The sequence below is a fragment of the Brevibacillus sp. MCWH genome (assembly GCF_013096935.1).
GTDB classification, from domain to species: Bacteria; Bacillota; Bacilli; order Brevibacillales; family Brevibacillaceae; genus Brevibacillus; species Brevibacillus aydinogluensis.
In genome coordinates this window covers 1-13326 of sequence record NZ_SDLF01000007.1, presented here as the reverse complement: position 1 = coordinate 13326, position 13326 = coordinate 1, and the positions used below count along the sequence as shown (strand labels likewise).

General features: G+C 57.0%; 14 protein-coding genes and 1 other annotated feature. Of the genes, 7 read left to right on the top strand and 7 right to left on the bottom strand.

Translation table 11 applies throughout. The annotated features are described in order from the left end of the window. Positions 1 to 16 precede the first annotated feature (16 nt). The 6 genes from ETC00_RS08320 to ETC00_RS08295 all read right to left on the bottom strand — a co-directional run bounded on the left by ETC00_RS08320 (position 17) and on the right by ETC00_RS08295 (position 6633). A complete protein-coding gene (locus tag ETC00_RS08320; protein ID WP_171565534.1) occupies positions 17 to 1300 on the bottom strand; it encodes an ArsB/NhaD family transporter in 1284 nt (427 codons plus the stop codon). A gap of 127 nt (positions 1301 to 1427) precedes the next feature. After that, a complete protein-coding gene (gene serA / locus ETC00_RS08315) occupies positions 1428 to 3011 on the bottom strand; it encodes a phosphoglycerate dehydrogenase (RefSeq protein WP_171565533.1) in 1584 nt (527 codons plus the stop codon). Continuing rightward, positions 3004 to 4158: a pyridoxal-phosphate-dependent aminotransferase family protein gene (locus ETC00_RS08310; protein ID WP_171565532.1), complete on the bottom strand. Its 1155-nt coding sequence runs from the start codon at positions 4156 to 4158 to the stop codon at positions 3004 to 3006. Before ETC00_RS08310 ends, serA begins: the two co-directional genes overlap by 8 nt. Before the next feature lie 71 nt (positions 4159 to 4229). Beyond that, positions 4230 to 4475 (bottom strand) — a binding site (T-box leader). 295 nt (positions 4476 to 4770) lie between these two features. Beyond that, on the bottom strand, positions 4771 to 5268 hold the full coding sequence (locus tag ETC00_RS08305; protein ID WP_171565531.1) for an inorganic diphosphatase: 498 nt from the start codon (positions 5266 to 5268) through the stop codon (positions 4771 to 4773). Between the two features lie 134 nt (positions 5269 to 5402). Next, positions 5403 to 5612 (bottom strand): ferredoxin, encoded by a 210-nt coding sequence (locus tag ETC00_RS08300; RefSeq protein WP_171565530.1) that lies wholly within the window; start codon positions 5610 to 5612, stop codon positions 5403 to 5405. A 103-nt stretch (positions 5613 to 5715) separates the two neighbouring features. After that, positions 5716 to 6633: a hypothetical protein gene (locus tag ETC00_RS08295; RefSeq protein ID WP_171565529.1), complete on the bottom strand. Its 918-nt coding sequence runs from the start codon at positions 6631 to 6633 to the stop codon at positions 5716 to 5718. Positions 6634 to 6741: 108 nt separating this feature from the next. Between ETC00_RS08295 and ETC00_RS08290 the strand changes: the two genes are divergently transcribed. From ETC00_RS08290 to ETC00_RS08260, 7 genes are all read left to right on the top strand, one after another. Next, complete coding sequence (locus tag ETC00_RS08290; protein WP_253264267.1) at positions 6742 to 7821, top strand: YpbB family protein; 1080 nt, start codon at positions 6742 to 6744, stop codon at positions 7819 to 7821. After that, a complete protein-coding gene (locus ETC00_RS08285) occupies positions 7821 to 9395 on the top strand; it encodes a RecQ family ATP-dependent DNA helicase (protein ID WP_171565698.1) in 1575 nt (524 codons plus the stop codon). The genes ETC00_RS08290 and ETC00_RS08285 overlap by 1 nt, the downstream gene beginning before the upstream one ends. Then, positions 9392 to 9973, top strand: a complete 582-nt coding sequence (locus ETC00_RS08280) for a CPBP family intramembrane glutamic endopeptidase (RefSeq protein ID WP_171565527.1) — start codon at positions 9392 to 9394, stop codon at positions 9971 to 9973. Before ETC00_RS08285 ends, ETC00_RS08280 begins: the two co-directional genes overlap by 4 nt. Further along, the gene (locus tag ETC00_RS20850; protein ID WP_171565526.1) at positions 9970 to 10671 is read left to right on the top strand and encodes a LysM peptidoglycan-binding domain-containing protein; all 702 of its coding nucleotides are present in this window, start codon (positions 9970 to 9972) and stop codon (positions 10669 to 10671) included. The genes ETC00_RS08280 and ETC00_RS20850 overlap by 4 nt, the downstream gene beginning before the upstream one ends. Positions 10672 to 10732: 61 nt before the next feature. After that, on the top strand, positions 10733 to 11638 hold the full coding sequence (locus ETC00_RS08270; protein WP_171565525.1) for an NAD(P)/FAD-dependent oxidoreductase: 906 nt from the start codon (positions 10733 to 10735) through the stop codon (positions 11636 to 11638). A 115-nt stretch (positions 11639 to 11753) separates the two neighbouring features. After that, a complete protein-coding gene (locus tag ETC00_RS08265; protein ID WP_171565524.1) occupies positions 11754 to 12221 on the top strand; it encodes a hypothetical protein in 468 nt (155 codons plus the stop codon). 254 nt (positions 12222 to 12475) lie between these two features. Further along, a complete protein-coding gene (locus ETC00_RS08260; protein WP_171565523.1) occupies positions 12476 to 13078 on the top strand; it encodes a genetic competence negative regulator in 603 nt (200 codons plus the stop codon). 37 nt (positions 13079 to 13115) lie between these two features. Here the strand turns inward: ETC00_RS08260 and ETC00_RS20470 are convergent. Further along, positions 13116 to 13326 (bottom strand): hypothetical protein (locus ETC00_RS20470; protein ID WP_216369372.1); only part of this gene is annotated, 211 nt, incomplete at its 5' end.

Genomic DNA, 13326 nt, shown 5'->3' with positions numbered 1-13326 from the left:
CCATACAGTCTGTTTCCTACAGCACAAAATAACGAAGATAGACGTACACATGCGACAGGATAATGGACATGATCATCAGAGGAAACGCCACTTTCAGAAAACCCAGAAAGCTGATGTGATGACCTTCCTTCGCAGCCAGCCCGGCCACGATTACGTTGGCGCTGGCGCCGATCAGCGTGCCGTTGCCGCCCAGGCATGCGCCCAGGGCCAGGCTCCACCACAGCGGTTCCAGATTGGTGATGCCCAGTGTGCCCATTTCCTTGATCATCGGGATCATCGTGGCAACGAACGGGATGTTGTCGACAAACGCGGATGCGATCGCGCTCAGCCAGAGAATCAGCAGGGAGGTGTGCAGCGTATTGCCGCCGGTCAGATTGATCGCCTCTTCTGCCAGTTTGGCGATTACGCCGGTATGAACCAGACCGGAAACGAGGACGAACAGGCCGACAAAGAAAAAGATGGTGGTCCACTCCACCTGGCCTAGCGCCTCTTCCAGGTAGTGCTCACCAGTGAGCAGCAGCAGCAGGAACGCCCCGCTCAGGGCGATGGTTGCCGATTCCAGATGCAGCACGCCGTGCAGTATGAAGCCGATGATCGTCAACGCCAGCACGGCCAGCGACTTTTTCAGCAGCTTGACATCGGTGATTTCGGCGCGTTCGTCCAGGTTCATAATTTGGGCCTGCAGTTCCGGCGAGGTGACGAGCTGCTTGCGGTAGATCAGCACAAAACAGCCGATCGTGGCGGCCATGATAATCACGACAACAGGCGCCAGGTTGACCAGGAACGACATGAAGTCCAATTCCGGGACAGCGCTTCCAATCATGATGTTGGGAGGATCCCCGATCAGTGTAGCCGTGCCGCCCACATTGGACGAGATAATTTCGCTGATCAAAAAGGGCATCGGGTTTACCTGGAGCTGCCGGGCGATGCTGAAGGTCACCGGCACGATCAACAACACGGTGGTGACGTTGTCGAGAAAAGCGGAGGTCACAGCCGTGACGAGACTCAGGTAGACGAGAATGCGCACGGGATTGCCCTTGGCCAACTTCGCGGCGCGAATGGCCATGTACTTGAAGACGCCCGTCTTGGCGGTAATTGCGACGAGAATCATCATCCCGATCAAAAGACCGAGCGTGTTGAAGTCAATGTGCTCGATTGCCTGCTCCTGGTTGACAATGCCAAACAGGACCATCAGGATGCCGCCGGCCATGGCGACAATGGTGCGGTGAAGCTTTTCACTGATAATAAACGCGTACGTTACCAAAAAAATGCCGATGGCGAGTAGTGCCTGGTTTGCCATATCGATCTCCTCTCATGTAGTCGCTAGTCTTGTACTATTATACCTGTAGCATTTCAATAGGTAAAGAAACGGCCTGGTGCATGAGGACCAGGCCGTGTACAGGAGACCATGCGGCAACCATTTCTGCCTACAGTTCGATCTGCGTCACGCTTTTGACTTCCGGCAGCTCGCCCATGCTGTCCAGCAGTTCGGCGGAGACCGGCTTGTCGACAGAGAGCATCATGATCGCGTCGCCGCCAATGTCACGCCGTCCTACCTGCATGGTGGCGATGTTGACGTCGTTGTTGCCCAGAATCGATCCGACGCGGCCGATGACGCCGGGACGGTCGTTGTGGTGGATGTACAGCAGGTACCCTTCCGGAGCCACGTCGATGGCAAAGTCGTCGATCTTGACAATTCGCGCTCCGTAACCGTTGAGGCGGGTACCGGCGACGGTGCGCGTCTGCTGTGTGGTCTTCAACGTGACTGTCAGCAGGTTGGTAAAACCGCGATTGTGCGCCGATTTTTTCTCCGTGACCGTAATGTCGCGCACTTTGGCCAGAAGCGGCGCATTGACGTAGTTCACTTCTTCGCCCAGGCGGAAGGAGAGTACACCTCTCAGCACGGTTCTTGTCAGCGGTGCCGTGTCCACATCGGCCAGTTCGCCGCTGTACGTGATCGCGATTTCCTGAATCGAGCCGACCGTCACCTGTGCCAGGAAGTTCCCCAGCTTTTCGCCGAGGGTAAAGTACGGCTGCAGGCGTTCCATCACGTGCGCCGGAATGGACGGGAGGTTGACCGCGTTTTTGAACGGCTCGCCGCGCAGCACCTTGAGAATTTCGGCCGATACGTCAACCGCCACGTTCTCCTGTGCTTCCTGTGTGGAGGCGCCCAGGTGGGGAGTGACCACGACCTGCGGCAGGCCGATCAGCGGGTTGTCTACCGGCGGTTCTATTTCAAACACGTCCAGGGCAGCCCCTGCCACTTTCCCGGTCAAGATGGCTTCATACAGCGCCTTTTCGTCGATAATGCCGCCGCGGGCACAGTTGATGATGCGAACGCCGTCTTTCATCTTCATAAACTCGCGGGAGCTGATAATATGGCGCGTCTCCTTCGTCAGCGGAGTATGGACGGTAATGAAGTCAGCCTGCCGGCAGATGTCGTCGATCGTGGCGTGGGTGACGCCCAGCTTTTTCGCCCGTTCTTCCGTCAGGAACGGATCGTAGGCCAGCACGGTCATGCCGAACGCCTTGGCTCGCTTGGCCACCTCTGTGCCGATCCGGCCCAGGCCGATGATGCCGAGCACTTTGTTGTTCAGCTCTACGCCCTGAAAGCTTTTTCGGTCCCAGGTTCCATCCGTCAGTTTTTTGTGTGCCTGCGGGATGTTCCGAGCGACGGCCATCAGCATGGCGAAGGAGTGCTCCGCCGTGGAGATCGTGTTGCCGTCGGGAGCGTTGATGACGACAACCCCGGCTTCGGTGGCCGCATTGATGTCGATGTTGTCCACGCCCACGCCGGCGCGGCCGACCACTTTCAGTTTCTTGCCGGCAGCCAGCACCTCAGCGGTCACCTGCGTCTGACTGCGGACGAGCAGGGCGTCATAGTCCCCGATTACGGAAAGCAGATCGGTGGGGGAGAGGTTGGTTTGACGCACCACTTCCACGTCGGGGGCGTCAAGCAGTTGCTGAATGCCGTGTTCGCTAAGCGGGTCGGTAATCAGGATTTTATACATGAGCAAAAAGCACCTCCTGTGCAGCTTTGACACCTGCTCCCAGCTCAACGGGAGCACCAATTTGACGGAGCGACAGTTCGAGGGCGGCAATCACCTGCAGCACGTCGAGCGGTTCGCAGTAGCCCATGTGGCCGATGCGGAAAATCTTGCCCTTGAGGTGCTGCTGGCCGCCGGCGATAACAACGTTGTGGCGGGTGCGGAGTACTTTTCGCAGCTCCTCTGCGTCGAATGCCCCTTGGGGATCGCACGAGGTGACCGTCGGCGAAGCGTAGGCGTCCTCGGCCATCAGCGGCACGTTCAGCGCGCGCATTGCGGCGCGGGTCATGTCGCGCATCAGTTCATGCCGCTTGATGATGGCCGGCAGTCCCTCTTCCTCCAGCATGGAGCAGACTTCGTCCAGACCGAATACCAGCGACACGGCCGGCGTGTAAGGCGTCGTGTTTTCGGCCAGGCTTTTGCGGTAGGCCTTCAAGTCGAGGTAAAAGGCCAGCGGCTTCTTCTGGTCAATCACCTGCCAGGCTCGTTCGCTCGCGGCCAGGAAGGCCAATCCGGTCGGAAGCATAAACGCCTTTTGCGAACCGGTTACGACGATGTCCACGCCCCAGGCGTCCATCTCGCAGGCGACCGCGCCCAGACAGCTTACCGCATCCACGATGAACAGGGCGTCCGAATGCTGGCGCACCACCTGTGCCAGTTCGCGAATCGGGTTGAGCACGCCGGTCGACGTTTCGCAGTAAGTGGCGAATACGGCTTTTACCTGCGGCTTGTCAGCCAGAAACGCCTGAAGCAGATCCGGAGTGACCGCCTTTCCCCAGGGAACTTCCAGGCGGTGGGCAATGACGCCGTAGCGTTCGCAGATTTTGGCAAACCGTTCGCCAAACGCGCCGCTTACCAGAATCACCGCCTCTTCGCCCGGCTGCAGCGTGTTGACCACGCTCATCTCCAATGCGCTGGTGCCGCTGCCAGCGAGGATGAACACGTCCTGGCTCGTGCCGAAGTACGGCTTCAACCGTTTGGCAGTGCGGGCGAACAGCTCGGAAAACTGTCCGCTCCGATGGCCGATCATCGGCTGGTTCATCGCCTGCTGGACGCGAGGGGGGATGGGGGTAGGTCCTGGTATGCGCAGGATCATTTTGTCTGCAAACATGGATTTCTCTCCTCCTTGACAAGTGCATATAAAAAACCTCCCGTTCCCACACTGCTCCTGTTCGCGGAACAGTGAGGGACGAGAGGCTTGCTTCGCGGTGCCACCCTCATTCGTTCTTCTTCTCGCAAAGAAGAACCTTGCCAGGTACGAGACCTGTGAGATAACGGATCAACCGTTCGCGCCTACTGGATGCCCGGGACATCGGTTCAGCGCAACAACTCGGAAGTGCTCATCCTTGGTGGGAACCACCGATTCGCAGCGACCATCGGCTCTCTGAGGGTTTCCCGTGCCAGGCATCTCTTCGTCATCGTTGTTGAAGTATTGAAGCTGTTTCAGATTTGTAATTTACAATATCACGAGGGTTTGCAGACGTCAAGCAAAAAAAGAACATTACTTAATAAATTAGATTTTTTGTTCGTAAAATAGTAGCGTTTTCACTGGTGGAAGGTGTATTTTTGGGCTAAAAACCGAACGTTATCCAATTGGTTTTATAAAAAATGGAAAATTTCCAGTTGGAATGTTCGGATTTTCCGTGCAGCGGGAGCTGATGTATGCAAAAGCCCTGTGTCTCGGTGCAAGACACAGGGCTCATCGAAGATCGGCTCCACGCGATCAGTTGTTGGCGGCGTAGCGAGCCAGGCACTCGTCGATCAGGGCTGCTGCCTTTTCGGGGCCTTCCCAACCCTCGATCTTGGTGGTTTTGTTCTCCAGGTCTTTGTAGCGCTCGAAGAAGTGGGAGATCTCCTTCAGCACATGCGGCGGCACGTCGTCCAGGGACTTCACATGGTCGAAGCGCGGATCGTCCACCGGAACGCCGAGCAGTTTTTCGTCCTGCCCTTTGTCGTCAGACATGATCAGCACACCGATTACGCGGGATTTGATCACGCAGCCCGGGAAGGTCGGGAACGTGGTCAGCACGAGGATATCCAGCGGATCGCCGTCCAGCGCCAGCGTTTTGTCCAGGTATCCGTATTCGGTCGGATAGTGCATCGGCGAGTAGAGGACGCGGTCCAGGCGGAATACGCCGGCTTCCTTGTCATACTCGTATTTGTTTTGGCTGCCCGCGGGGATTTCGATAAACGCGTCAACGACTTTGTTTTCGAAAGACATCTTTGCTCCTCCTCACAAAAAGATGATTATGTACGGACTGTCCACATTATAGCAGGAACCGGCAGCAAAAGAAAGAAATGAAAAAACCCCCCATGTCTCGAGAGGCATGAGCGGTTTTTTTGTTTGTGGGTAAATTATTCTTCCACCTTAATGGAATCGGTCGGGCATCCTTCTGCAGCGTCGCGAACGTCGTCCTGCAGGATGTCCGGGATTTCAGCGGTGTTTGTGTTGTCATCCAGCTTGTTGTAAGCCAGACCCTCGTCATCGTAATCGAAGACGTCAGGAGCAGTAGCGCCACAAGCACCGCAAGCAATACAGGTTTCTTTGTCTACCCATGTGGTCATCGTGGTTTCACCTCCCATACCCGATGGTACGTCCACTGTCATAACTCATTTTATTCGTTGTATGAAAAGATTTCAAGAATGAATCACATCTAAAAATAGACCCCTATCGGAATATGGGAAGTTCCGGCGTCTTCACGGCCGGGTACAGTTTGAGCTGAAGCTGCTTGAAATCGCCAACTTTCACCATGTCGGCGGTCGTTAACAGCCGGAGGGCTGCATTCACGTCTTGAAGTCCGAGGCTCTGCCATTCGTTGGACGACATCAGCATGTCCAGCCGCGCCGTCAGATCTTCCGGATTGTACGCCGTCCATTGTTTGTGATGGGTCAGCGCGGTTGCGGCCAGGTATGTGCGATAGTGAAACGGGTACTGTTTCCACTGGGCAATGCTGAGTGTCTTCGGCTTTTCTTTCGGCATTGGCTGTTTGGTGACATACGATGACTCCCACAAGGCCAGCGCCTGGTAGAGCAGTTCCTGTCCCTTCAGCCAACTGTTCTGGGACAACGTGAGGCGAGAGGCAATCTCCTCGGGTTCGAGTATATTACTATTCTGATCGGAGAGCAACTGCTCGATACTATCCAAATAAGCCCGGACGCTGTCCAGGAAGATGCTTTGGGACTGGTTCAGCAGGGGAGCGGTGTTGAGTGCCGCCGGTTTCTCCAATTGCTTGATCGTCTCTTTGGCTGCCTTCACCAGTTGGTTGAGCGAATCGGTCCGCTGCTGTGTGTCCATGCGGCTCCAGTCTGCCATCTTGTCAAAGTGGGCTTGCTTCAGTTCCAGCAGCGGAGCGTACACGGCGTAATGAAAACGGATAAAGTCCTGTTCACTGTACAGTTTTTGTTCCCGCAGCAGCTTTTCCTGCTCCAGCATTTGCTTCTCTGTCTGGGAAGCTGCCGCTTGCTGTTCCTCCATCGCAGCTTTCATGTACCGGGCGCCGAAAAAAAATCCGCCAACAAAGCAGGCAAGTGTTATGATGATCATGTACGCAACGAGAAATTCAGATTTGGTTAAACGTTTGTTCATACGATCCTCCAGTATCCTTTTGTACGATAGTAAGTGTGTAGTATGTGGGGAGTGAAAAATCGAGTACCCATGAGCAGTCCTACCTTAGCCGAACTGGAGCATGATTTCATGCAGGCTGTCACCCTCAACGGATTGCGTCCGCTGGCGGGAGAACGGACCATCCAGGCGCTGTATTACATTCTGCGCGGCCGCAAGACCAACCAGACGCTGCAGGATGTGCATTTGTTCGCCCTTTATCCGTATTATCGGATGATTCCCCGCCTTTTGAAAGAGGATTGGGAGAAAATTGTCGACGCACTCATGCAGCAGGGATTGATCCGCCTGGTGAGCCCGCCGGGGGAAGGACGCAAGCCGTCCTATGAACTGACGGAAGCGGGGGAGACCTGCGCCGCAGCCGGACGGGAGAGGTATCAGCTGGGATTCTGGTTCCAGCCGTTTGCCGGGACCGAGGTGGCTGAGCCGCTGGACCTCTTTTGGCGCCGCCTGCACCTGCTCGTCCAGACCGTCTCCCACCTGCTGGCAAACGACTTGTCCTTTCAGCCTGTCGTACAGGACAAGCAGGTGCAGCAGTGGGTGAAGCAGCGTCTGGGAAGACCGGAGCAGCGGGAACGCTGGCAGGAACATCTGGCGGACGAGCTGTACCGCCTGCTGGAACCGCTTCCCGCCTCTGTCCAGGAAGTGGTCGTCGCCCGCTTTTCCGGTGCGGCCCAATCGGGGCAAACCTTGACCCAACTGGCGCTGGACAGGCGGGAAGCCCCTTCGTACATACAGCTGCAATTTCGATACGGGCTGGCGCGGGCGTTGGATGCGCTGCGAAGCGAGAGCGGACGGTTTCCGCTGCTGGCCGAGCTAGCCGGTCCGTCCGGCAGCGGGGAACGGCGGCTGAGCGATAGCGCCGAGCAGACGTACGCGCTCCTGCGACAAGGCTTCTCGGTCGCGGAGATCGCCCAGAGACGAAGAATCAAACCCAGCACGGTGGAGGATCACCTGGCGGAAATCGCCCTGCGCTGCCCGGAGTGGGACTGTTCGCGCTTTCTCTCGCCCGCGTTGGCGGAGAGGATCGTGCAGGCTAGTGAACAGTTGGGCACGAACCGGCTGCGCGTCGTGAAGGACCACCTGGGGCCAGACGTATCCTATCTGCAAATCCGTTTGGCGCTGGCGCGGCGGAAGGGAGGGACGACGACGTGATAAACGGTGATCTGCTGACCCAAGCGCTGCGCCGTCACTTTGGCTATGAAACGTTTCGTCCCGGCCAGCAGGAGATTATTTCTCGCCTGCTGCAGGGAAAAAACGTGCTCGGCCTGTTGGCGACCGGCGGCGGAAAGTCGCTGACGTACCAACTGCCCGCGCTTCTCTTGCCAGGAGTGGTCGTCGTGGTCTCTCCGTTGATTTCCTTGATGGTGGACCAGGTGCAGCAGCTTCGCGCCAGGCGGAAAATTCCCGCTGCCTACCTGAACAGCACCCTGGACCCGGCAGATTCCCGGCAAATCATGCGCGACATCAGAAGCGGCGCCTGCAAACTGCTCTATGTGTCTCCGGAAAAGCTGCAGCAGCCGATCGTGCAGGAGACGCTGCGCAGCGCAGGTGTTTCGATGGTCGCCGTCGACGAAGCCCACTGCATCTCCCAGTGGGGGCATGATTTCCGCACGGACTATCTGCGGCTGCCGGACGTGATAGAGAAGCTCGGCGGTCCGCCGGTACTGGCTGTAACCGCCACCGCCACGACAGCGGTGAGAGAAGAGATATGCCGCTTGTTGAAGATTGAACCGGAGGACGTGGTGGCGCTTCCGCTCAATCGAGCCAATATTGCGATCGACGTGATCGCCGCAGCCAGCGAAGCCGAGCGCCGAGAACAGGTGATGGCCGCGATGGACCGCCTGCGCGGGCCGGGGATTGTCTACTGCAGCACACGGCAGGCTGTGGAGACGCTCGTCGCCGCTTACCAGTTGGACGGAAAAAAACGGGTTCACGCATATCACGGCGGCATGAACAGCATGGAACGGATGCTGGTACAGACGCAGTTTTTGCGCGGAGAGCTGGAAGTGATCGTGGCGACCAACGCATTTGGCATGGGAATCGACAAGGCCGACATCCGCTACGTGATCCACTACCACTTTCCCGCCAGCCTGGAAGCCTACGCCCAGGAAATCGGACGGATCGGCAGGGACGGGGCACCCGGTTATGCTGCGCTGTATTACGTGGCGGATGATTTGCACATTCACGCGCACATGCTGGAAAACGAGTACCCGACCGCAGAAGAGGTGGCCCGCTTTCTTCGCCTGCTGAACAGGGAGGGTTCACTGCCTGCAGAGGTGCTCACCGCGGCGGAGATCGACGCAGACATGGCCCGGCTGCTGTTCTTTTACGCTGAACAGAGCGGCCTGTTGAGGGAAGTGGCGGTCACGCGCGAACAGTACCACTACACCTTGTCCGATGTGCCGTCGGACGGTGAAGCGCTCCAAAACCACGTGCAGCGGGTTTGGCAGGCCACGGAATGGAGCAGGCGGCAAAAGCGGCAAAAGCTGTCGGACATGCTGCGCTGGCTGGAGGGGAGCGGCTGTTTGCGCCGCGAGTTGAACCGGTACTTTGGTGAGGATGACCAATCCTATTCGCTGGCTTGCTGCTCCCGCTGCGGCCTGGAGCTGTCCCCCTATCTGGAGGAGACGCACTTGGCTCGTCCTCCTCAGAGAGAAACGATCTGGAATTTGCGGGAGGCATTGGCCCAGCTGCTGCCGAATCGTAAGGGAGGGAAGGGGCCGTGAAGCGTCGATGGGAAGAATTCGATCCGGCCGCTCTGAGGCTCAATTTGTGGCTGACCCAGTTCATCGTGCTGGCGGTGGCTGCAATCGGCAGCTTATGGGTGCACGGTTGGAAAGGTACCCTGCTGCTGTTTGCGCTGCCGACCCTGCCGGAACTGGCGCGTGCAGGAGCCGTCGCGCTTGCGGTCGTTCTGGCCAGCATCCTGATGGACCGGTATCTGCCGCGACGATGGCAGGATGACGGCGACATTAATGAACGAATTTTTCGCGGTCTGCCTTTTGGGACCACCGCTTTGCTGTGCGCAGTGATCGGAATCGGGGAAGAATGGCTGTTTCGCGGTGTGCTTCTGCCGCTGATCGGCAATGGATGGACAAGTCTGGTCTTTACCCTGGTTCACGTCCGGTACCTGCAAAAGCCGCTGCTTGTCGCAAGCGTCTATGGCACCAGCTGGCTTTTGGGCTGGCTGTTTGAATCGGGCGGGCAGCTCGTCACACCGATACTGGCCCACATGGCGATCGATTTGCTGCTGGCTCTCTACATTCAATACGGATGTGCAAGCGAGAGGAGGAATCAGGAGTGACAAAGGGCAGAAGCAAACGGATGCCGGAAACGTTCCGGGTGAGTCCGGAATCGGACGTGCACGAACTGCCTCCGCGGCGGTTGCGCCACAAAAGGGGGCGGCTCTCATACAAAGCTGTTCTCAGTTCCGGCCTGGCCATTTTCGGCTCGCTGTTTCTCGTGCTGGTGGCCGCAGAACTGTACCAGGCCCATCAAACGTCGTCGAATCCCCCAGGTAATGAGACAGCACGAGCGGAGCAAGCCGCAGCCGGACAGACGTCTGCTATCGCCCAAGCGGACGGCTCGGCTCCGTCTGCTCCCCCCGTCGGTTCGGCCGCTGTCAGTGGCGGTGAGGGAGGACAGGCAGCGGCCATCGTGAACAGCCCAAGCAGCGGATCGCTGCCTAATGAATCGGCGCAGACAAAAGCGAATGCTGTCGCGGGAACGGCGTCAGAAAAGCCTGCCACAGAACAGACAAACGCCACCACTCCTGCCTCCTTCGAGCATACTTCGTCTTCCGGTAAAGTCCAAGCCGCCAAGCCGGCGCCTAAGCCTAAGGTAAAGCGCCACGTCGTTCAAAAGGGGGAGACGCTGTTCATGCTGTCCCGACTCTACTATGGAAACAACGGAGGGGTCTCCCGGATTGCGAGATACAATGGGATTAGTCCGGAGGCCAAGTTGAAAGCAGGTGACGTATTGTCGATTCCTCTGTCGCCGTGATGAGCCGGCAGTCAAACGGACATGCTAAGGGAAAACCGAGAGACGGGCAGGTGACGATGGCATGGTCTTTGACACGATTATCATTGGCGGGGGAATTGCAGGATTGCAGACTGCCATTCAGCTTTCCCGATGCCTGCGTAACGTCGCCGTGGTAGATGCCAACCATGGCAGGTCAACGGTGGCCAAAGCGTACCGCAACATCCTCGGATTTCCCGACGGCGTCAGCGGAAAGGCGCTGCGCGATGCCGGACGAACCCATGCGCTCCGTCTGGGCGTTCGCTTTTTTTCTGACGAGGTGTCAGAGCTCTCGGAACACGAGGGACGTTTTTTTGCCCGTCTCCGCGTCTCCGGTTACCGGCTCGAGGGACGTACAGTGGTGCTGGCAGCAGGAATCAGCGACCCGTTTCCGGACATACCGGGGCTTGTCGACTGTCTCGGAAAATCAATCTTCATCTGCCCCGATTGTGACGGGTACGAGACGGTCGGTCAGGCGACAGCGGTCATCGGAGCTGCTCCGCAAGCGGCAAAAATGGCCGTCCAGCTTCGTTATTACACCGACCGCCTGACGGTGATCAACCACGCCGGATCGCCGCTCGGAGCGCAGGAAGGCGAGACAATCCGATCGCTCTCGATCGACGTGATCAACGAGCGGGTAGAACGGCTTGCACACCAAAACGGAATGCTTACCGGCATCGTCTTGTCCGGCGGCGCCATGTTGTCAGTCAGCCGGGCCTTTCTCGCGTTTCCCGGCGCCCGTGTAAACACAGACTTGCTGCGTCCGTTTGCCGTCCGCTTCAACGAAAAGGGGCACGTCCTGGTCGATCCCCGTACCAAGGAAACAGACCACCGGAATATATGGGCCGTGGGCGACGTGATTCCCCATTCCCAGCAGGTGGCGATCGCAATGGGAGATGGGGCGCAGGCCGCGATCTGGATTCACAAGCGCCTGCAGGAAAGCATCACATAGCATATCACGGGACGGATCGCATTTTGTATTCATTTGGTGACCAGGCACAAGCAACCGCAGTCCACCGTATGCTTTGTTTGATCGAACATGGGCAGTACGGAGGGACATTGGCAAGATGATTACCTACCTGAGAGATTTGCTGCTGGGACTTTTGGCATGGTGGTGCGGAAACGGTGCGATTCGGCTGTTTCCCGTCACGCCGCTTCACCCTGATCGGCTGGGGGACTGGGTTGCCTTTTTGCTGTTCAAGCCGGTCGAACTGGTAATGGCGGCCATCTTGTTTGTGCTGGGGTCGGTCCTGTTGGGTGGACTGATCCGCACCCATGCGGCCGAGGCCATCCGGCGAGGGGTGTTTGGCGAGGGCTGTCTGAACGCTCTGCTGTGCGTATACGCAGGTTTCCTCGGGTACATTCAGTATCTCAAAATGCCCATGCCGACGCTCATTTTCGGCGGAGCTGCAATCTTGATCCTGTTGGTTCGGATGCAGCGCAGGCGGTCGCTGCAGACGGAAATCATTGAATTGATGAAAAGCACGCAGAAGCAGTTCCTGTCCACGGCTTTCCCGGGAAAGCGCAGAATCTGACAGACCTTTACAGAATCAACCGTTCTGCGTGTCCGGTCGACAGGATTCCCGGTTGCTTCTCCCTTCAGCACACACGAATGGACCCGAGCGCTATATTCTTCCGCGCAACTATGTTATGATAGAGCCAGTCCCCTTTTTTTCACGACATTGTGAAAATGGTGGATGGCCGAGGGGTGTCCGCCGGAAATGCGGAGAACTCTTACAGGCTCTGGTTCATACTTTGTAATACGACTGGATGGCGAGGAGGGACAGTCATGCGTGTTGAACGCCTTGGTCAAGACAAGATACGGATCTTCCTAACGTTCGACGATCTGTCGGAGCGAGGAATTGAAAAAGAAGACATGTGGCGTGACATTCCAAAGGTACATGAACTGTTCAACGACATGATGGAACAGGCCTACCACGAATTGGGCTTTGAAGTGTCCGGGCCTGTCGCCGTTGAAGTGTTTGCCTTGCCAGCACAGGGAATGGTCGTAATCGTAACGCGCGGCAAAACAGGCTCAATGCTTGAGAAGGAAGAGGAAGAGTACGAGGACGATGACGTATATGAATTGGAAGTCACTCTGGAAGAGAGTGAACTCGTCATCTATTCCTTCCGCGACTTTGAGCATCTGGTTGAAGCAGCTCATCGCATAAACGCGATGTTGACCAATGGCGGAGCCGCTTATTTTTACCAGGGCAAATACTACCTTGTACTGGGAGAGCTCGATTTGGATCAGGAGCAGTACCAGAAGCTGATTGCGATCCTCTCTGAATACGGAGAAGCGACGCCGACTACCGTTTACGTCCTGGAGGAATACGGCAAGGTTGTCGTTGCTGACGACGCTGTCAAGGAGATTTGCAGACATTTTCAGTAACATGTCTGGCGGACATTCCTGTACAATAAAACAGCACCTAGCGGTTGCTAGGTGCTTCAGATTGCAGACAAACTCCCTCGTTACCATTGGCAGTCGAGGGAGTTTTTGTCCTGTATGTATTCGAAAATGAAAGGCATTGTGCCTCCCTTTGCCTGCCTTCCATAGCCAATTGGCCAGTTTTTTTAAATTCATACAAGCAAAGACAAGCATCGCCTGCATTGTCACTTTTTTCAGTCCTCGCAAAGTGG